Annotated in this window: 13 protein-coding genes; 10 read left to right on the top strand and 3 right to left on the bottom strand. The window is 61.6% G+C overall.

What is annotated here, in order from left to right:
• Nucleotides 1-3: 3 nt before the first annotated feature.
• From ACU8HS_RS12380 to ACU8HS_RS12335, 10 genes are all read left to right on the top strand, one after another.
• Nucleotides 4-2421 carry a circularly permuted type 2 ATP-grasp protein gene (locus tag ACU8HS_RS12380; protein ID WP_447014486.1) on the top strand — a complete coding sequence of 806 codons (2418 nt, stop codon included), beginning with the start codon at nt 4-6 and terminating at the stop codon, nt 2419-2421.
• Nucleotides 2418-3305, top strand: a complete 888-nt coding sequence (locus ACU8HS_RS12375; protein ID WP_112703734.1) for a transglutaminase-like domain-containing protein — start codon at nt 2418-2420, stop codon at nt 3303-3305. Before ACU8HS_RS12380 ends, ACU8HS_RS12375 begins: the two co-directional genes overlap by 4 nt.
• 118 nt (nt 3306-3423) lie before the next feature.
• On the top strand, nt 3424-4635 hold the full coding sequence (locus ACU8HS_RS12370; RefSeq protein WP_112563717.1) for a TadE/TadG family type IV pilus assembly protein: 1212 nt from the start codon (nt 3424-3426) through the stop codon (nt 4633-4635).
• A gap of 281 nt (nt 4636-4916) precedes the next feature.
• Nucleotides 4917-7376, top strand: a complete 2460-nt coding sequence (locus ACU8HS_RS12365; RefSeq protein WP_113412901.1) for a glycogen/starch/alpha-glucan phosphorylase — start codon at nt 4917-4919, stop codon at nt 7374-7376.
• Nucleotides 7376-9583 carry a 1,4-alpha-glucan branching protein GlgB gene (gene glgB / locus ACU8HS_RS12360; protein WP_112563713.1) on the top strand — a complete coding sequence of 736 codons (2208 nt, stop codon included), beginning with the start codon at nt 7376-7378 and terminating at the stop codon, nt 9581-9583. Before ACU8HS_RS12365 ends, glgB begins: the two co-directional genes overlap by 1 nt.
• Before the next feature lie 19 nt (nt 9584-9602).
• On the top strand, nt 9603-10865 hold the full coding sequence (gene glgC / locus ACU8HS_RS12355; protein ID WP_112563711.1) for a glucose-1-phosphate adenylyltransferase: 1263 nt from the start codon (nt 9603-9605) through the stop codon (nt 10863-10865).
• A 3-nt stretch (nt 10866-10868) separates the two neighbouring features.
• A complete protein-coding gene (glgA, locus tag ACU8HS_RS12350; protein WP_113412900.1) occupies nt 10869-12314 on the top strand; it encodes a glycogen synthase GlgA in 1446 nt (481 codons plus the stop codon).
• A 1-nt stretch (nt 12315) separates the two neighbouring features.
• A complete protein-coding gene (locus tag ACU8HS_RS12345; RefSeq protein WP_112563707.1) occupies nt 12316-13947 on the top strand; it encodes an alpha-D-glucose phosphate-specific phosphoglucomutase in 1632 nt (543 codons plus the stop codon).
• A gap of 13 nt (nt 13948-13960) precedes the next feature.
• A complete protein-coding gene (gene glgX, locus ACU8HS_RS12340) occupies nt 13961-15931 on the top strand; it encodes a glycogen debranching protein GlgX (protein WP_113412899.1) in 1971 nt (656 codons plus the stop codon).
• 88 nt (nt 15932-16019) lie between these two features.
• Complete coding sequence (locus ACU8HS_RS12335; protein ID WP_113412898.1) at nt 16020-16508, top strand: MaoC family dehydratase; 489 nt, start codon at nt 16020-16022, stop codon at nt 16506-16508.
• Nucleotides 16509-16523: 15 nt separating this feature from the next.
• Here the strand turns inward: ACU8HS_RS12335 and ACU8HS_RS12330 are convergent, their stop codons facing one another.
• Genes ACU8HS_RS12330 through ACU8HS_RS12320 form a run of 3 tightly spaced genes read right to left on the bottom strand, consistent with a single transcriptional unit; the run spans nt 16524 to nt 20411 of the window.
• Nucleotides 16524-17072 (bottom strand): sarcosine oxidase subunit gamma, encoded by a 549-nt coding sequence (locus tag ACU8HS_RS12330; protein WP_112563701.1) that lies wholly within the window; start codon nt 17070-17072, stop codon nt 16524-16526.
• Nucleotides 17065-20058, bottom strand: coding sequence for a sarcosine oxidase subunit alpha (locus tag ACU8HS_RS12325; RefSeq protein ID WP_113412897.1), 2994 nt, complete (start codon nt 20056-20058; stop codon nt 17065-17067). Before ACU8HS_RS12325 ends, ACU8HS_RS12330 begins: the two co-directional genes overlap by 8 nt.
• A complete protein-coding gene (locus tag ACU8HS_RS12320; protein WP_112754735.1) occupies nt 20055-20411 on the bottom strand; it encodes a sarcosine oxidase subunit delta in 357 nt (118 codons plus the stop codon). Before ACU8HS_RS12320 ends, ACU8HS_RS12325 begins: the two co-directional genes overlap by 4 nt.
• Between the last annotated feature and the right edge of the window lie 5 nt (nt 20412-20416).

Raw genomic sequence — 20416 nt, 5'->3', positions numbered from 1 at the left:
CTTATGGGCAAGAAGCCTGCACTGGAACTGAGGGACGAGATCGAAGAACGCGCCGGGGCGGATGCGATCTTCGACTACGCCCCCTTGCCCGGCATCGCCGACGAGATGGTGGACAATAACGGCGCCGTCCGCCCGGTCTGGCAGCGTTTCCTCGCCCATCTGAACGCCATGCCGGAAAAGGATCTGGCCGAGCGTTTCGCCCGCGCCGATCGCTACCTGCGCGACGCAGGCGTCTTTTACCGGGCCTACGGGGCCAAGGGCAGCGGCGAGCGCGCCTGGCCGCTCTCCCACATTCCGGTACTGATCGACGAGCGCGAATGGCAGGCCCTTTCGGCAGGCCTGGTGCAGCGCGCCAATCTCCTCGAAGCGATGGTCGCCGACATCTACGGCGACAACAAGCTCGTCAAGGAGGGCATCGTTCCGCCTGCCCTCATCGCCGCCAATCCGGAATTTCAGCGGCCGCTGGTTGGCGTCAAACCGGCAACCGGGCACTACCTGCATTTCTGCGCCTTCGAGATCGGCCGCGGCCCCGACGGCAACTGGTGGGTGCTGGCCGACCGCACGCAGGCTCCCTCCGGCGCGGGCTTTGCGCTGGAAAACCGCGTGGCGACGACCCGCGCCTTTTCCGATATCTATGCCGAAACGCCGGTTCACCGCCTCGCCTCCTTCTTCGGCGCCTTCCGCGATGCGCTGCAGACGATGAAACATTCCGGTGACGACCGCATTGCGGTCCTGACCCCCGGACCGGCAAACGAGACCTATTTCGAGCACGCTTACATTGCCCGCTACCTCGGCTTCATGCTGCTGGAAGGCGAGGACCTGACAGTCGTCAACGGCCGCGTCATGGTGCGTACCGTCGCCGGCCTGAAGCCGATCGGCGTGCTCTGGCGGCGTCTTGATTCCGCCTATGCCGATCCGCTGGAACTGAACCAGAACTCGCATATCGGCACGCCGGGACTTGTCGAGTCGCTCCGCGCCGAAACCGTCACCATCGTCAACGCGCTCGGCACCGGCGTTCTGGAAACACGCGCCCTGCTTGCCTTCATGCCCGCCGTCTGTCGCAAGCTTTTGGGCGAAGATCTGCACCTGCCATCCATTGCCACGTGGTGGTGCGGCCAGAAGGACGAGCGTGACCATGTCGCGGCCAATATCGAGAAGATGGTGATCGGCCCGGCCTATTCCCGTGCCCCTTTCTTCGACGACAACGGTGAATCCGTCCTCGGCTCGTCGTTGCGCGCCACCGCGAAAAACTCGATTGCGGACTGGCTTGCGAGCGACGGCGCAAAGCTCGTCGGTCAGGAAGTCGTCACTCTCTCGACCACGCCTGCCTGGGTCAACGGCAAGCTGACACCGCGGCCGATGTCGTTGCGTGTCTTTGCCGCCCGAACGGCCAACGGCTGGCAGATCATGCCGGGCGGCTTTGCCCGCATCGGCTCGGGGGACGACGTCGCCGCTATCGCCATGCAGTCCGGCGGCGCGGCAGCCGATGTCTGGATTGTCAGCGACAAGCCGGTCGAGCGCCACACGCTCCTGCCCGCCGAAGGAAGCTTCACCCGTAACATGCCGGGCAGCCTGCCGAGCCGCGCGGCCGACAACCTCTTCTGGCTGGGCCGCTATATCGAACGCGCCGAAGGGGCACTGCGCATCCTGCGTGCCTGGCATGCCCGTTATGCCGAGGCCGCCGACCCCAGCCAGCCGCTGCTCGCCGACGTCACCCAATATCTCGCCGCCGTCGATATCGACACGGCCGAGCCTGTCCCGGAATCGCTGCTGCGCAATATCGACAGCGCCGTCTATTCGGCGAGCAACATCCGTGACCGTTTCTCGCCCGACGGATGGCTGGCGCTGAACGACCTTGCCAAGACCGCCCGCCGCTTCCATTCCACCGTCACCGCCGGCGACGACGCCAGCCATGCTATGACCATCCTGCTGCGCAAGCTCGCAGGTTTTGCCGGTCTCGTGCATGAAAACATGTATCGCTTCACCGGCTGGCGCTTTCTCTCGCTCGGCCGCTATATCGAACGCGGCCTGCATATGACCCGGCTGCTCGGCCACATGTCCGGCCCGGAAGCACCTGACGGCGCGCTCGACATGCTGCTCGAAATCGGCGACAGCGTCATGACCCACCGCCGTCGCTACAATGTGAACACGGCACGGCTGACCGTGACCGATCTGCTGGCGCTCGATCCGCTCAACCCGCGTTCGATCCTCTTCCAGATGAACGAGATCCACCGCGAGGTCGAGCAGCTCCCCAACGCCCTCATCAACGGCCAGATGTCACCCTTCTACCGCGAGGCGATGCGCCTGCATTCCGGTCTCGCCGTCATGACGCCCGAGGCGATGAACGGCGATGTCTATCACCGGCTGGAGCGCGAACTGGAACACCTGTCCGATCTTCTGGCGCAGACCTACCTCGGATGACGGCGGTGCTCTACGATCTCACTTTGCATATGGGCTATGCCTACGATACGCCCGCGTCCGGCGCGCGCCACATCATGCGCCTCATGCCGCTGTCGCTGGCGAACCGCCAGCGCCTGATCGCAGGTTCGATCAGCATTTCGCCGCAACCGGACGAACAGTCGCACTTCATCGATTTCTTCGACCATCCGGCGACCTCCTTTCTGTTGCGCTCGCCGCATGAAACGCTCGATATCCGCATGCAGGCCCGCGTGCAGGTCGAAAGCCAGGTCATATCGGCGGATTTCTCGCCGCTCCTGGCCGACCTGCCGGAGGAAATCGCCGGAATCTGGTCGCTCGATCCGCAATCGCCGCACCATTTCCTGGGCGACAGTCCGCGCCTGACGGAAACCAAGGCGATCAGCGAATATGCAAAGACCAGTCTCCAGCCCTCGCTGACGGTCATGCAGATCGCCTATGCGCTTTGTGCCCGCATCAACAGGGATTTTACCTACGATCCGGAAGCGACGACCGTCGACACGACGCCGGTGGAATCCTTCAAGCTGAAGCGCGGCGTCTGCCAGGATTTCACCCATATCATGATCCTGGCGCTCCGCAGCCTCGGCATTCCTGCCGGTTACGTCTCCGGCTTCCTGCGCACCATCCCGCCGCCCGGCAAGGAGCGGCTGGAGGGAGCCGACGCCATGCATGCCTGGGTGCGCGTCTGGTGCGGCGAGACCGCCGGCTGGATCGAGCTCGATCCGACCAACAACATCCCCGCCGGAACCGACCATATCGTCGTGGCCTATGGCCGTGACTATTCCGACGTCGCTCCCGTCATCGGTGTGCTCAAGAGCTATGGCAGCCAGCGCTCCGTGCAGGCGGTGGACGTCATCCCGCTGAAATAATCCCGAAATAGGAAAAAACAGCCATTTGCTTACAATTTTAGGGGCTGGCTTTAACGGCCATTAAAGTCATCCGATCCATGAATGGCGCCTAGTTAGGGCTCCTTTTGGATCGGTGGGCATGATGAACACCCTGCATTCGCATTTTGATCGGCTGCGGCGCGACCGCAGCGGCAATTTCGGTATCATGACGGCCATTCTGCTGCCCGTGCTTATCGGCGCTGCGGGTGTGGCAATCGACTACTCTAACAATGTGATGTCTCAGCGCCAACTACAGGAGGCAACGGACTCGGCGGCCCTCGCCGTTGCGACCGCACTCGCCAATGGAAAAGCTGCAACGAGCGCCGACGGCGAAAAGCTCGCCAAGGATTTTGTCATCGGGCAAATGGCCAACTACGTCGATTCAGATATTTTGGCGGACATTGAAAAGACGATTAGCGTCGAGATCGACACGACTACAACATCTGAAGGCAAAAGCTACAAGATCGCGGTCAATTGCAATTATCCGCTGGCAACTAGTCCCCTGATGGGAGTCCTCGGCTACAAGACGATGAATGTTGCCGCAGAAAGCAAGACCGCGAGTGGTATCACGCAGGAAAAAAGCGCCCTTTCGATGACGCTTGTTCTCGATCAGTCTGGTTCGATGCTGGCAAACACTGGCACGGAAGACAAAACTCAGACGAGTTGCGTCCAATACGATGACAGCGGTAAAGCCAAGACAGACAAGAAGGGCAATGTCGTTCAGATAAGCCCGTGCTATATCAAAAAGATCGACGCGCTAAAGGATGCTGCGAATCTTCTTCTTGATCAGTTGGACAAGGCAGACCCTTCCAAGCCAGCAAAATATGTCCGCACGAACGCGATTGGCTGGTCAGACAAAGTCCGGATTAGCAGCACATTCGACTGGGGCACGTCCCGCACGCGAACAAATGTCATAAACAAGCTCTCCGCGGGCAACGGCACGGAATCCGCTGCTCCCATGCAAAAAGCTTATGATGGTTTATCAGGCACGAATAGCACATCTGAAACCGGCATTCAAAAAGCCGCGGGCAATTCGAAGCTAACCAAATACATCGTGTTCATGACTGACGGGAACAACAACGCTACCACCTCTGATACCAACACGCGAACGACTTGCACCGCGGCCAAAGATAACGGAATAAAGATCTATTCGATCGCATTCATGGCGCCAGATCGCGGGCAGAAACTTCTGCAGGATTGCTCAAGCGGGACCGGATACTACTACAAGGCGGAGAGTTTGAATGATCTTTTGGGGGCCTTCCAAGCGATTGGCCAGCAAGCGACCGCGAGCAAGACCCTCCTCACGAACTGACTTTTGCAGCCTTGTGCTTCATCCCGGCAAAAAGCCGCTCCGGAACAAACCGGGGCGGCTTTCGTTTAAACCCTATTCGGCCCATCAGATCGGGAAAAGCGATTGAAATCAAGTCCCTTGGGCCGGTCGAATATGAAGGTTCCGCAAATTTTTCGTTTGCCCAATTCCCTTGTTGCAAGTGCGTGATAACGGTGCATAAACTGCCCTGTCGGCGTAAGCGACAAATCGATTGAATCAGGCGTAAGATACTGTAACCAAATCAAAATTGGCGAGACCTGACCATGAATACTGTTTCGAAGCCGATCATCCCCTCACCAGCTCCGCGCAGTTCCCGACCAGAAATCCTCGCTGAGGAAATCATCGAGCGTCTGACCTACCGTATCGGCAAGGATGCCAAGGTCGCCAAGCCGCATGACTGGCTGACGGCAACCATCCTCGTGGTGCGTGACCGCATCATCGACAAGTGGATGGAATCCACCCGCAAGGTTTACGAGACCGGCGCCAAGCGCGTCTATTATATGTCTCTCGAATTCCTGATTGGCCGCCTGATGCGCGATGCCGTCTCCAACCTTAACCTGATGGAAGAGGTTCGCGATGCGCTGGCTTCGCTCGGCGTCGATATCAACGTCATTGCCGGCCTGGAGCCCGATGCCGCGCTCGGCAACGGTGGCCTCGGCCGTCTTGCCGCCTGTTTCATGGAATCGATGGCGACCGTCGACGTGCCCGCCTATGGCTACGGCATCCGCTACGTTCACGGCCTCTTCCGTCAGCAGATGGCCGACGGCTGGCAGGTCGAACTGCCGGAAAACTGGCTTGCGCACGGCAATCCCTGGGAATTCGAACGCCGCGAAAGCGCCTATGAAATCGGCTTCGGCGGCTCGATCGAGGTCATCAACAGCCATGAGGAACAGCCGCGCTACGTCTGGAAGCCGGCCGAGCGCGTCATCGCCGCCGCCTTCGACACGCCTGTCGTCGGCTGGCGCGGCAAGCGCGTCAATACGCTCCGCCTGTGGTCGGCGCAGCCGATCGACCCGATCCTGCTCGATGCCTTCAACGCCGGCGACCACATCGGCGCCCTGCGCGAGAGCAACAAGGCCGAAAGCCTGACCCGCGTCCTCTACCCGGCGGACGCGACACCTGCCGGCCAGGAACTGCGCCTGCGCCAGGAATATTTCTTCTCCTCCGCTTCGCTGCAGGACATCCTGCGCCGTCACCTTCAGCAGTACGACGACTTTACCTCGCTGCCGGACAAGGTGGCGATCCAGCTCAACGACACCCACCCGGCCGTTTCCGTCGCCGAACTGACCCGCCTGCTCTGCGACGTGCATGGCCTGGATTTCGATACGGCATGGGATATCACCCGCCGCACCTTCTCCTACACCAACCACACGCTTCTGCCCGAAGCGCTGGAAAGCTGGCCGGTTCCGCTGTTCGAGCGCCTGCTGCCGCGCCATATGCAGATCATCTACGCGATCAACGCCAAAATCCTGATCGAGGCGCGCAAGACCCGCAACTTCTCCGACACAGAAATCCGCTCGATCTCGCTGATCGATGAAAACGGCGACCGCCGCGTGCGCATGGGCAACCTCGCTTTCGTCGGCTCGCATTCGATCAACGGCGTCTCGGCCCTGCACACCGACCTGATGAAGGTCACGGTCTTCGCCGACCTGCACAAGCTCTACCCCGATCGCATCAACAACAAGACAAACGGCATCACGCCGCGCCGCTGGCTGCAGCAGTGCAACCCCGGCCTCACCGGTCTGGTGCGTGAAGCGATCGGCGACGAATTCCTCGATGACGCCGAGAAGCTGCGCGCGCTCGACAAGTTTGCGACCGACCCGAGCTTCCAGCAGAAATTCGCCGCCGTGAAGCGTGCCAACAAGGTGGCGCTTTCCAATCTGGTCGCCAGCCGCATGGGCGTGAAGCTCGATCCGTCGGCGATGTTCGACATTCAGATCAAACGCATCCACGAATACAAGCGCCAGCTCCTCAACATCGTCGAGGCCGTGGCGCTTTACGATCAGATCCGCTCGCATCCCGAACTGGATTGGGTGCCGCGCGTAAAGCTCTTCGCCGGTAAGGCGGCGCCGAGCTATTACAACGCCAAGCTCATCATCAAGCTGATCAACGATGTCGCCCGCACCATCAACAACGACCCTTCGGTGCGTGGCCTGCTGAAGGTCGTCTTCGTGCCGAACTACAATGTCTCGCTCGCGGAAGTCATGGTTCCGGCCGCCGACCTTTCCGAGCAGATTTCGACGGCCGGCATGGAAGCGTCGGGAACCGGCAATATGAAATTCGGCCTCAACGGCGCGCTGACGATCGGCACGCTCGACGGCGCCAATGTCGAAATGCGCGACAATGTCGGCGAAGATAACATCGTCATCTTTGGCCTGCAGGCCGATGAGGTCGCCAAGATCCGCAGCGAGGGCCACAATCCGCGCGCCATCATCGAAGGTTCGCGCGAGTTGTCGCAGGCGCTTTCCGCCATCAGCTCGGGCGTCTTCTCTCCTGATGATCGCAACCGCTATACCGGCCTCATCGACGGCATCTACTCGCATGACTGGTTCATGGTTGCCGGAGATTTCGATGCCTACGCTGCCGCCCAGCGCGAGGTGGACCAGAACTGGGCCAACCAGTCCTCCTGGTACGAAAAGACGATCAACAATACGGCACGGATGGGCTGGTTCTCTTCCGACCGCACGATCCGGCAATATGCCGACGAGATCTGGAGAGCTTGATGAAGCCGCCGAAAGCCGCCCCTGAAGTGAAACTTCCCTGGGAAATTTCGGCAGACGAGATCGCGGCAATCCTCAATGGCTCGCATGCCAATCCCTTTGCCGTCCTGGGCGTTCACCAGGCCGGCGGGGTTTTCATCACCAGATGCTTCCTTCCGGGCGCGGAAGCCGTCACGGCAATGACGCTGGACGGAACGCTGATCGGCGATCTCCAGCAGATTCATCCCGACGGTATTTTCGGCGGCCAGCTTTCCATCACCAAATTGCAGCCGGTGCGCTATCGCGCCCGGCGCGCCGATGCCGAATGGGCAGTAACCGACGCCTACAGTTTCGGCCCGGTGCTTGGCCCGATGGACGATTATTACGCCCGCCAGGGGTCGCATCTGCGCCTTTTCGACAAGATGGGCGCCCATCGCATCAAACATGAAGGGACAACCGGCATCCACTTTGCCGTCTGGGCGCCGAACGCGCAGCGCGTCTCCGTCGTCGGCGATTTCAACAATTGGGATGGGCGCCGCCATGTCATGCGCTTCCGTTCCGACAGCGGCATATGGGAAATCTTCGCGCCTGACGTGCCGCTCGGCGTTCCCTACAAATTCGAGATCCGCGGCCATGACGGTGTGCTTCTGCCATTGAAAGCGGACCCCTTTGCCCGCCGGAGCGAACTTCGCCCGAAAACCGCCTCCGTCACCGCCGCCGAACTTTCGCAGGAATGGCAGGACGAGCAGCATCTGAAGCACTGGCGCGAAGCGGACAAGCGCCGCCAGCCGATCAGCATTTACGAGGTTCATGCCGGCTCCTGGCAGCGCCGCCAGGACGGTTCCATGCTCTCCTGGGACGAGCTTGCCTCGCGTCTCATCCCCTATTGCGTGGACATGGGTTTCACCCATATTGAATTCCTGCCGATCACCGAACACCCCTACGATCCCTCCTGGGGCTATCAGACGACGGGCCTTTACGCTCCGACCGCGCGCTTCGGCGAGCCGGAAGGTTTTGCCCGTTTCGTCAACGGCTGCCACAAGGTCGGCATCGGCGTCATCCTCGACTGGGTGCCGGCGCATTTCCCGACCGACGAGCACGGCCTCGGCTGGTTCGACGGCACCGCGCTTTACGAGCACGAAGACCCGCGCAAAGGCTTTCATCCCGACTGGAACACGGCGATCTACAATTTCGGCCGTACCGAGGTCGTCTCCTACCTCGTCAACAACGCGCTCTACTGGGCCGAGAAATTCCATCTCGATGGGCTGCGCGTCGATGCGGTCGCTTCGATGCTTTATCTCGACTATTCGCGCAAACACGGCGAATGGATCCCGAACGAATACGGCGGCAACGAAAATCTCGAGGCCGTGCGCTTCCTGCAGAACCTCAACACCCGCATCTACGGCGAACATCCCGGCGTCATGACCATCGCCGAGGAATCGACCTCCTGGCCGAAGGTTTCGCAGCCGGTTCACGAAGGCGGCCTCGGCTTCGGCTTCAAGTGGAACATGGGCTTCATGCATGACACGCTGAGCTACATGAGCCGCGATCCGGTCCACCGCAAGCATCACCACAACGAACTGACCTTCGGTCTGCTCTATGCCTATTCGGAGAATTTCGTTCTGCCGCTGTCCCACGACGAAGTGGTGCACGGCAAGGGCTCGCTGATCGCCAAGATGCCCGGCGACGACTGGCAGAAATTCGCCAATCTGCGCGCCTATTACGCCTTCATGTGGGGGTATCCGGGCAAGAAACTGCTCTTCATGGGGCAGGAATTTGCCCAATGGGCGGAATGGAGCGAAAGCAAATCGCTCGACTGGAACCTGCTGCAATATCGCATGCACGAGGGCATGCGCCGCCTCGTGCGTGACCTCAACTTCACGTACCGCAGCAAGGCCGCACTCCATGCCCGCGACTGCGAAGGCGACGGCTTCGAATGGCTGATCGCCGACGATTACGAGAACTCGGTCTTCGCTTGGCTGCGCAAGGCCCCCGGCCAGAAACCGGTCGTCGTCATCAGCAACTTTACGCCGGTCTACCGCGAAAACTATTCGATTCGGCTGCCTTCGGCGGGACGCTGGCGGGAAATCCTCAATACGGATGCCGACATCTATGGCGGCAGCGGCAAAGGCAATGGCGGGCGCGTGCAGGCCGTCGATGCCGGCGGCGAGATAAGCTGCTCGATAACCCTGCCGCCGCTGGCGACAATCATGCTTGAACCCGAGAATTAGTGACTGGTGGGAGGAGAAAATGGTAGAAAAACGCATTCAGCCACTTGCCCGCGATGCAATGGCCTATGTTCTCGCCGGCGGCCGGGGAAGCCGCCTCAAGGAACTGACTGACCGACGCGCCAAACCGGCCGTCTATTTCGGCGGCAAGGCGCGCATCATCGACTTCGCATTGTCCAACGCGCTCAATTCCGGCATCCGCCGCATCGGCGTCGCCACCCAGTACAAGGCGCATTCGCTGATCCGCCACATGCAGCGCGGCTGGAACTTCTTCCGGCCAGAGCGAAACGAAAGTTTCGACATCCTGCCAGCCTCCCAGCGCGTATCCGAAACGCAATGGTATGAAGGCACCGCCGATGCCGTCTATCAGAACATCGATATCATCGAGGATTACGGCGTCGAATACATGGTCATCCTCGCCGGCGACCATGTCTACAAGATGGATTACGAATACATGCTCCAGCAGCATGTCGATTCCGGCGCGGACGTGACGATCGGCTGCCTGGAAGTGCCGCGCATGGAGGCAACCGGCTTCGGCGTCATGCACGTCAACGAAAAGGACGAGATCTTCGCCTTCATCGAAAAGCCGGCCGACCCGCCGGGCATTCCGGACAAGCCCGATTTCGCGCTCGCCTCCATGGGCATCTATGTCTTCCGCACGAAATTCCTGCTCGATCTCCTGCGCCGCGATGCGGCCGACCCGACTTCGAGCCGTGACTTCGGCAAGGATATCATCCCCTACATCGTCAAGAACGGTAAGGCGGTCGCCCATCGCTTCGCCAAATCCTGCGTCCGTTCCGATTTCGAGCACGAACCCTATTGGCGCGACGTCGGCACGATCGACGCCTATTGGCAGGCCAATATCGACCTGACGGCGATCGTGCCTGCCCTCGACATCTACGACAAGTCCTGGCCGATCTGGACCTATGCCGAAATCACCCCGCCGGCGAAATTCGTCCATGACGACGAAGACCGCCGCGGATCGGCAACCTCCTCCGTCGTTGCCGGTGATTGCATCATTTCAGGCGCGAGCCTCAACCGCAGCCTTCTCTTTACCGGTGTCCGGGCCAACTCCTATTCCAAGCTGGAAGGGGCGGTCATTCTGCCGAACGTCAAGATCGGTCGGCGCGCGCAGCTCAAGGACGTAGTGATCGACCATGGTGTCGTCATCCCGGAAGGTCTTGTCGTCGGCGAGGATCCCGACCTGGACGCACGGCGCTTCAGGCGGACGGAAAGCGGCATTTGCCTGATCACGCAACCGATGATCGACAAGCTGGATATCTGACTTATGAAAGTTCTTTCGGTTTCGTCCGAAGTCTTCCCTTTGATCAAGACAGGGGGCCTTGCCGATGTGGCAGGCGCCCTGCCAATAGCCCTCAAATCCTTCGGCGTCGAAACCAAGACCCTCATGCCCGGCTATCCCAGCGTCATGAGGGTGCTGCAAAACCCGGTCGTCCGGCTGGAATTTCCGGATCTGCTCGGCCAGCCGGCAAGGGTGCTGGAGGTCGAACATCAGGGGCTCGATATTCTCGTGCTCGACGCGCCCGCCTATTACGACCGCCCGGGCGGCCCCTATCTCGATACGACCGGCAAGGATCATCCCGACAACTGGCGCCGTTTTGCTGCCCTGTCCCTGGCGGGTTCGGAGATTGCCGCCGGCCTTCTGCCCGGCTGGCGGCCGGATCTCGTGCATGCCCATGACTGGCAGGCCGCCATGGTGCCGGTCTATATGCGCTACTATCCGACGCCCGAACTGCCGAGCATCCTGACGATCCACAACATCGCCTTTCAGGGCCAGTTCGACGCCGATATCTTCCCCGGCCTGCGTCTGCCGCCCCATGCCTTTGCCACCGAAAGCATCGAATATTACGGCACCGTCGGCTTCCTGAAGGGCGGCCTGCAGACGGCCACGGCCATCACCACCGTCAGCCCCTCTTATGCCGACGAGATCCTCACTGCGGAATTCGGCATGGGCCTGGAGGGCGTCATCGCCAGCCGCCGCGACGTCCTGCACGGCATCGTCAACGGAATCGATGCCGATATCTGGAACCCGGCGACCGATCCGGTCGTCCACACGCATTACGGCCCGACGACGTTGAAGAACCGCGCGGAGAACCGCAGGTCGATCGAGGAATTCTTCCATCTCGACCATGACGACGCGCCGATCTTCTGCGTCATCAGCCGGCTGACCTGGCAGAAAGGCATGGATCTTGTCGCAAGCACCGCGGACAGGATCGCAGCCCTCGGCGGCAAGCTCGTCGTGCTCGGTTCCGGCGAGGCGGCCCTTGAAGGCGCGCTGCTGGCTGCCGCCAACCGCAACCCCGGCCGCATCGGCGTTTCCATCGGCTATAACGAGCCGATGTCGCACCTCATGCAGGCCGGCTGCGACGCGATCATCATCCCCTCGCGCTTCGAACCCTGCGGCTTAACCCAGCTCTATGGCCTGCGTTACGGCTGCGTGCCGATCGTCGCGCGCACCGGCGGTCTCAACGATACCGTGATCGACGCCAATCATGCTGCACTTGCGGCAAAGGTGGCGACAGGCATACAATTCGCACCCGTAAACGAAGAAAGCATGCTACAGGCACTGCGCCGCGCCATGCACCTCTACGCGGATCAAAAAGTCTGGACCCAATTGCAAAAGCAGGGCATGAAGTCGGATGTCTCTTGGGAGAAGAGCGCCGAACGTTATGTTGCCCTGTATTCAAGCCTCGTCTCGAAAGGCATGAGCTAAAATGATAAAGTCTGTTCCCACCACGCCCTATCAGGACCAGAAACCCGGCACGTCGGGCCTGCGCAAGAAGGTTCCCGTCTTCCAGCAGCCGAACTACGCGGAGAATTTCATCCAGTCGATCTTCGATTCGCTGGAAGGCTATCAGGGCAAGTGCCTGGTCATCGGCGGCGACGGACGCTACTACAATCGCGAGGTCATCCAGAAGGCGATCAAGATGGCGGCCGCCAACGGCTTCGGCAAGGTCATGGTCGGCAAGGGCGGCATTCTTTCGACGCCGGCTGCCTCCAACATCATCCGCAAATACAAGGCCTTCGGCGGCATCATCCTCTCGGCCAGCCACAATCCCGGCGGCCCGACCGAAGACTTTGGCATCAAATACAACGTCAACAATGGCGGTCCGGCGCCGGAAAAGATCACCGACGCGATCTATGCCCGCTCCAAGGTGATCGAAAGCTACAAGATCGCCGACTTCGCCGACGTCAACATCGACCGCATCGGCAAGGAAGAACTGCCGGGCGGCATGATCCTCTCGGTCATCGATCCGGTCGAGGATTATGCCGCGCTGATGGAAGAGCTCTTCGATTTCGGCGCGATCCGCAATCTCATCAGCCTCGGCTTCCGCATCGCCTTCGACGCCATGAGCGCCGTGACCGGCCCCTATGCCAAGGAAATCTTCGAAAACCGCCTCGGCGCTCCCTCCGGCTCGGTGCGCAATTTCATGCCGCTTCCGGATTTCGGCGGCCATCATCCCGACCCCAACCTCGTTCACGCCAAGGAACTCTATGACGAGATGATGGGTGACGACGCACCGGATTTCGGCGCCGCTTCCGACGGCGACGGCGACCGCAACCTCATCATCGGCCGCGGCATTTTCGTCACCCCCTCCGACAGCCTCGCAATCCTTGCCGCCAACGCCAACCTGGCGCCCGGCTATTCCGGCGGCCTCGCCGGCATTGCCCGCTCCATGCCGACCTCGGGCGCGGCCGACCGTGTGGCTGAAAAGCGCGGCATCGGCATCTACGAGACGCCGACCGGCTGGAAATTCTTCGGCAATCTGCTTGACGCCGGCATGGCGACGATCTGCGGCGAAGAAAGTGCCGGCACCGGTTCCAACCACGTGCGTGAAAAGGACGGCCTCTGGGCCGTACTGCTGTGGTTGAACATCCTGGCCGTGCGCGGCGAGAGCGTCCAGGAAATCGTCACCCAGCACTGGCAGACATACGGCCGCAACTACTATTCGCGCCATGACTATGAAGGCGTCGACAGCGACGCCGCGAACGGCCTCGTGGACAATCTGCGCAGCCAGCTTTCCACCCTTCCCGGCAAGACATTCGGCGACCTGACCGTCGAGAAGGCGGACGACTTTGCCTATCACGATCCGGTCGACAAATCGGTCAGCGAACATCAGGGCATCCGCGTCCTCTTCCAGGGCGGTTCGCGCGTCGTCTTCCGCCTGTCCGGCACCGGCACGTCTGGCGCAACCCTGCGCGTCTATATCGAGCGCTATGAGCCGGATTCGACTCGCCATAATATCGAGACGCAGGAAGCGCTCGCAGACCTCATCGCGGCCGCTGAAAGCATCGCCAACATTCGTGAGCGCACGGGACGCAACGAGCCGACCGTGATCACCTGATCCCGGGGGGCATATGGGGGGCAACAGTTCCGCACAGGGCGGCGCCATCGTCTTTGAAACGGGCGTCGAATTCGCTGTCTGGTCGCATCACGCAGCACAGGTCGATCTCTGCCTTTTCGATGATGACGGCAAGGAATATGCAAGGCTTCCCATGGCCCGCGACAACGACCATGTCTTCCGCCTTTTCGTCGATGGACTGAAGGAGGGCGCACGCTACGGCTACCGTGCGGACGGTATCTATGCCCCGGACAACGGCCTCTGGTTCGATCCTTCGAAACTGCTGGTCGATCCCTACGCCAAGGAGGTCGACCGGCCGTTCCGCTATGACCCGCGCCTCGGCATCTTCGGCGAGGATACGCAGCACCTGATGCCGAAGTCGGTCGTCACCAAGGACGCGCCTGTCAAAATCCGAAAGCCGCTCTTCAAGCCTGGCGGCTTTATTTACGAGGTGGCCGTCAAGCCGTTCACCATCCTGCATCCGGACGTGCCGGAAGCTCAGCGCGGCACGGTCGCCGCTCTTGCCCATCCCTCCGTCGTCGCCCACCTGAAACGCATCGGCGTCGATGCCGTCGAGTTGATGCCGATCACGGCCTGGATCGATGAGCGGCATCTGCCGCCGCTTGGGCTGAGCAATGGCTGGGGCTACAATCCCGTCGCGTTCATGGCGCTCGATCCGCGTATCGTGCCCGGCGGCATCGCGGAGCTTAGCGATACCGTGGCGAAGCTGCATGAGGAAGGCATCGCCGTCATCCTCGATCTCGTCTTCAACCATACCGGCGAAAGCGATCGTTACGGCGCCACACTGTCGCTGCGCGGCATCGACAATCTCAGCTACTATCGCCATATGCCGGATCGGCCATCCGTGCTCGTCAACGATACCGGCACCGGCAATACGGTTGCCTGTGACCGGCCCTGCGTCCAGCGGCTCGTCATCGACAGCCTGCGCCATTTCGTCCGCAATGCCGGCATCGACGGCTTCCGCTTCGATCTGGCGCCGGTTCTCGGTCGCACTGAAAACGGCTTCGACCGGAACGGCACTCTGGCCGCGATCCTCGCCGACGACCTGCTCGCCGATCGCATCATGATCGCCGAGCCCTGGGATATCGGCCCCGGCGGCTATCAGCTCGGCAATTTCCCGGCACCGTTCCTGGAATGGAACGACCGTGCCCGCGACGACATCAGGTGCTATTGGCGTGGCGACGACTGGAAGACAGGTTCGCTCGCGACCGTGCTGGCCGGCTCTTCGAACATCTTTTCGGCCAACGGCGGAAAAGAGACCCGCAGCGTCAATTTCCTCGCAGCCCATGACGGTTTTACGCTCCTGGATCTCGTCTCCTATAGCGGCAAGCACAACGAGGCGAACGGCGAGAACAATCGCGACGGTCACAACGAAAACCATTCCTGGAACAACGGCGTCGAAGGCGAAACCGCCTATCCTGTCATCCGGGAGCGCCGCAAGGGCGATGTCAAAGCGCTCCTCTCCACCCTCTTTGCCAGCCGCGGCAGCGTCATGCTGACGGCCGGGGACGAAGGCGGGCGCACGCAGCACGGCAACAACAATGCCTATTGCCAGGACAACGAGATCACCTGGGTCGACTGGAAGCGGCTGGACGAGGAACTGATCGCCCACACCGCCTTCGTCGCCGCCCTTCGCCGCCGCTTCTCGGTCTTCTCCGAACTGGCCTTCTTCTCCGGTGACGGAGATGTGGAATGGATTTCACTATCCGGCGCGCCGATGACGACAGGCGAATGGGAAACGCCTTCGCTGTCCACCCTCGGCATGATCCTTGCGACCGACGACCGCTCCAGCCGCAAGAAAACCCGCCTCGCCATCCTGTTCAACCGCTCCGAACAGCATCAACTCTTTACGTTTCCCGCAGCCGGCGCAGCAGACTGGCTCCAGCTTCTGCCGGATGGCGCTCGAAAAGCCGGCGCTCGCGCCACCGTCGAGCCACGTTCGGTCACGTTTTTCGTGGAAAATTGATCCGCCAAACCCGCCCATACGAATCGTTATCGCAATCGTCACGAATGCGCGATAAGGCTTTGCGGCTACGGCTTTTTACGAGGAATGCATGGTCATGGAAATTTCGCTCTCGGAGGTCCGGGGGCTGGTCGGCACGGAAACAGGGTTGTCTGACTGGGTCCTTGTCGATCAGAAGATGATCGATGCCTTTGCCGAGGCAACCGGCGACCACCAGTTCATTCACGTCGATCCCGTCCGCGCGGCGACCGAAAGCCCCTTCGGGGGAACCATTGCCCACGGTTTCCTGACGCTCTCGCTGCTGTCGACGATGAACTACAATTGCCTGCCCAAGGTTCGTGAGCAGACGATGGGCATCAATTACGGCTTCGACAAGGTCCGCTTCATGTCGCCAGTCAGGAGCGGCACCCGCATCCGCGGCCATTTCGTGCTCTCCGACGCCCGCTTCCGCGGCGCCGGCATGCTGATGACGACCTACGATGTCTCGATCGAAATCGAAAACGAGAAGAAGCCGGCACTGACCGCCCGCTGGATCACTATCATCCAGTTCGACCCAAAGGACCGGCCGGAAGACGCCTAAGGTTTTCTACGGGCCTTAATGGCTCGCGTCCTCGGCGCCTTCTGCAAGCAGCCCGAAGACATAGTCCGAGAACGACCGCCAGCATTCCACCCGGAACGTATCGTCCTCGGTGCGGAAGAGCACGATCTCGGCCTTGCCGAAGATCGTCCGCGAACAGGCGCCTACCGGGAAAATCTCCAGCGAGAGGTCCTGCGGGCATCCTGCAGACAGCGTCGCCTCCGCGCCCGGTCCGGAAACGATGATGCCGACATTGCGGTGGGACACATCGACAGCCGAATGAAGAACGCCGGCACCGGAAAGAAGCGCCGGAAGATCCGAGCCGGCCTCGTCAATAACGAGCCATTCGTCCGGTCCGAGCCAGAGTGCCGAACGCTCCCCGGCGCGGCCGGAAGTCTTCGGCTTCGTCGGCAAGGCGAGCCCCAGCAGGGACGAGAGCGCCGGGACGGATTCAGCCGGCGCGCGCAGCGAGAGACGGCTTGCGACCGGCGCCACCGTCAGGCGCACCGTCGCCGAACCGGCAAGGAGACCGGAGAGAGCGGGTTTGCGAATTGCGACCTCAGCCATGGATACGGCCTCCTTCCTTGTCAAAGAACACCAGATCCGTCACCTCGACCGGAATTGTCCGGTCCGGCATCGGCACATAAAGCGTCTCGCCCACCAGGTTCCGCCCGCCTTCGACCAGTGCAAAGGCAATCGAGCGGCCGCAATTTTCAGACCAGTAAGCCGAGGTCACATGGCCGAGCATCGTCATCGGCTTGGGCTGGTTCGGGTTGGCGACGATCTGCGCGCCCTCTTCCAGCACCAGCTTCGCATCCTTGGTCGCAAGACCGACAAGCTGCTTGCGGCCTTCCTTGACGAGATCGGGCCGCTTCAGACCGCGAATGCCGACGAAATCCGCCTTCTTCTTCGAGACGGCCCAGGAAAGCCCGGCATCGTCGGGCGTCACCGTGCCGTCCGTATCCTGGCCGACGATGATATAGCCCTTTTCGGCACGCAGAACATGCATGGTCTCGGTGCCGTAGACGCAGGCGCCAAGCGGCTCCGCATTGGCCCAGACCGCCTCCAGCACCGACTGGCCGTAATCGGCCGGCACGTTGATTTCGAAGCCCGTCTCGCCGGTGAAGGAGACGCGGAAGAGACGCGCCGGGATGCCTGCCACCGTGCACTCGGCGACACTCATATGCGGGAAGGCCTCGTTGGAAATATCGAGCCCCTCGACCAGGGGCGCCACGATTTCGCGCGCCTTCGGTCCCTGGACCGCGATCACGGCCCATTGTTCGGTCACGGAGGTCAGCCATACCTTCAGATGCGGGAATTCCGTCTGCAGGTAATCTTCCATATGGTTGAGCACGCGCGGCGCCCCGCCGGTCGTGGTCGTTACATGGAAGCGATCGTCGGCGAGACGGCCGACGACGCCGTCATCGTAGATAAAACCGTCCTCCCGCAGCATGATGCCATAGCGGCATTTGCCCGGTTTCAGCGTATCCCAGGCATTCGTATACATGAGGTTCATGAACTCGGCCGCGTCAGGCCCGACGACCTCGATCTTGCCGAGCGTCGAGGCATCGAAAATGCCCGCCACCTCTCGCGCCGTGCGGCATTCGCGGGCAACGGCCTGATGCATCGTTTCGCCGGCGCGGGGGTAGAACCAGGCACGTTTCCAGTTGCCGACGTCTTCGAAGACGGCGCCTCTGGCCTCTTCCCAGGCATGCAGCGGTGTCTTGCGCGCGGGGTCGAACAGGGCACCGCGCGAATGCGAAATCAGCGCGCCGTAAGTGACTGGCGTATAGGGCGCGCGGAAAGTGGTAAGGCCCACCTGCGGAATATCCTTGCCGAGCGTTTCGGCGGCAATCGCCAGGCCGTGCATGTTGGAAAGCTTGCCCTGGTCGGAAGCCATGCCGTTCGTCGTGAAGCGCTTGATATGCTCGATCGAATGCATGCCTTCGCGCACCGCAAGGCGGATATCCTTGGCGCAGACATCGTGCTGGAAGTCGATGAAAGCCTTGGCATTCGTCTCCGGCCCGGCGCCCTCGGCAGCGCCGATCATGCCGCCGGTCCAGTCGAAAGCCTGCTCGACGGCAACGGCGATCTTGCTGCCGGCCTGCCTGCCGACGGCCCGCGCCATCAGCTCGCCGGCTGCGAGCGACTCCTCGACCGTCTGCTGCAGGCCGTCCGTACCGTTGCAGGCACCGACGGACAGGCAATCCTGCGCATAGGTTCCCGGCAGGAAACGCTGCGTCCCGACATCGAAGGCAACCTTGCCCCGCGACTGCGAGAAGAGATGCACGGAGGGCGTCCAGCCGGCGCAGACGAGCAGCGCGTCGATGCTGATCTTGCGGGGCGAACCGCCACCATTGCGTGCCACCGTCATCGACGAGACGCGCAGCGCACCCGACGTATTGACCACCGATTGTCCGGTCAGCACATCGATGCCGAGCGCACGGGCCTCGGCCAGCACCGCTTGACCCGGCGTCTGCCTCGTATCGACGATCGCGGCAATCGAAACACCTGCCCGCTTCAGATCGAAGGCGGCCTCGTAAGCGGAATCGTGGGCGGTGTAGATGCCGACCTTGCGGCCAACCGCGACACCATAATGATTGAGATACATCCGCCCGGCCGAGGCGAGCATGATGCCCGGCCGGTCGTTGTTCGGAAACACCATATGCCGCTCGATGGCGCCGGTCGCCAGCACGACGCGTTTGGCGCGCACCTGCCACAACCGCTCACGCGGCAGATCGCGGCCGGGGCGGGCGAGATGGTCGGTGACGCGTTCGACGAGGCCGACGAAATTGTGGTTGTAATAACCAAAGGCCGTCGTGCGTGTCAGAACCTCGACATTCTCCATGGCCCTCAGCTGCGCCAGGGTCTTCTGCACCCAGGCATAACCATCGAGCCCGTCGACTTTCACACCGGTATCGAAGCGCAGCGCACCACCCGCCTCCGCCTGCTCGTCGCAGAGGATGACCTTTGCGCCGGCCTCGGCGGCGGCGAGCGCTGCCGAAAGCCCGGCGATGCCGGCGCCGACGACCAGCACGTCGCAATGGGCGTAACGGTTGGCATAGTGGTCGGGATCGTCTTCCGTCGGCGCAACGCCAAGGCCGGCCGCCCGGCGGATCATCGGCTCGTAGATGCGCTTCCACGCGGCCCGCGGCCACATGAAGGTCTTGTAGTAGAAGCCTGCTGCGAAGAAGGGCGAGAAGAGGTCGTTGACCGCACCGACATCGAAGGAAAGCGACGGCCATCGGTTCTGCGACTTCACGATCATGCCGTCGAAGACTTCCTGCACGGTCGCCCGCACATTAGGCTGTTTGCGGGCGCTGTCGCGCGCGACATCGATCAGCGCATTCGGCTCTTCGGCGCCGGCCGAAAGAATGCCGCGCGGTCGATGATATTTGAACGAGCGGCCGACAAGATGCACACCGTGTGCAATCAGCGCCGAGGCAACGGTATCGCCTTCAAGCGCGGTATAGCTCTTGCCGTCGAAGGTGAAACGCGCGGTCCTTGCGGGCGTCAACCGGCCCTTGCCGGCGATACGGTTCGCGCCGCTCATTGCGCCTCTCCTTCTGCATTTTCAGAAACGACAGCTTCAAGGGTCTCGACCGGCGCATGCGGCTTCGCCGCCGGCCCGATGTTTGGCTTTGGCTCGCCGGCCTTGTAGGTCACGATGAACTTGTCGCTCACGGTATCGCGCGCCGCGTTGAAGAAGCGTCCGCAGCCGTGCATGTGCCGCCAGCGCTCGAAGATCAGGCCTTTCGGATTATCGCGCAGGAAGAAATATTCCTCGAATTCCTCGTCCGAAATCGAAGCGATATTGGCCGGCCGGGCGATGTGGGCGTCGCCCGCGCCGCGGAATTCGAGCTCCGAACGCTCTTCCTGACAGTAAGGGCAATAGATCAGCAGCATGATGT

The sequence above is a fragment of the Rhizobium sp. KDH_Rht_773_N genome (assembly GCF_052946295.1).
The sequence above is the reverse complement of the archived record's forward strand: the minus strand, read 5'-3'. Positions and strand labels throughout refer to the sequence as shown.

Coding starts and splice junctions, on each gene's coding strand:
- ACU8HS_RS12380 (WP_447014486.1), top strand. CDS start 4: ATGGGCAAGAAGCCTGCACTGGAACTGAGGGACGAGATCGAAGAACGC.
- ACU8HS_RS12375 (WP_112703734.1), top strand. CDS start 2,418: ATGACGGCGGTGCTCTACGATCTCACTTTGCATATGGGCTATGCCTAC.
- ACU8HS_RS12370 (WP_112563717.1), top strand. CDS start 3,424: ATGATGAACACCCTGCATTCGCATTTTGATCGGCTGCGGCGCGACCGC.
- ACU8HS_RS12365 (WP_113412901.1), top strand. CDS start 4,917: ATGAATACTGTTTCGAAGCCGATCATCCCCTCACCAGCTCCGCGCAGT.
- glgB (WP_112563713.1), top strand. CDS start 7,376: ATGAAGCCGCCGAAAGCCGCCCCTGAAGTGAAACTTCCCTGGGAAATT.
- glgC (WP_112563711.1), top strand. CDS start 9,603: ATGGTAGAAAAACGCATTCAGCCACTTGCCCGCGATGCAATGGCCTAT.
- glgA (WP_113412900.1), top strand. CDS start 10,869: ATGAAAGTTCTTTCGGTTTCGTCCGAAGTCTTCCCTTTGATCAAGACA.
- ACU8HS_RS12345 (WP_112563707.1), top strand. CDS start 12,316: ATGATAAAGTCTGTTCCCACCACGCCCTATCAGGACCAGAAACCCGGC.
- glgX (WP_113412899.1), top strand. CDS start 13,961: ATGGGGGGCAACAGTTCCGCACAGGGCGGCGCCATCGTCTTTGAAACG.
- ACU8HS_RS12335 (WP_113412898.1), top strand. CDS start 16,020: ATGGTCATGGAAATTTCGCTCTCGGAGGTCCGGGGGCTGGTCGGCACG.
- ACU8HS_RS12330 (WP_112563701.1), bottom strand. CDS start 17,072: ATGGCTGAGGTCGCAATTCGCAAACCCGCTCTCTCCGGTCTCCTTGCC.
- ACU8HS_RS12325 (WP_113412897.1), bottom strand. CDS start 20,058: ATGAGCGGCGCGAACCGTATCGCCGGCAAGGGCCGGTTGACGCCCGCA.
- ACU8HS_RS12320 (WP_112754735.1), bottom strand. CDS start 20,411: ATGCTGCTGATCTATTGCCCTTACTGTCAGGAAGAGCGTTCGGAGCTC.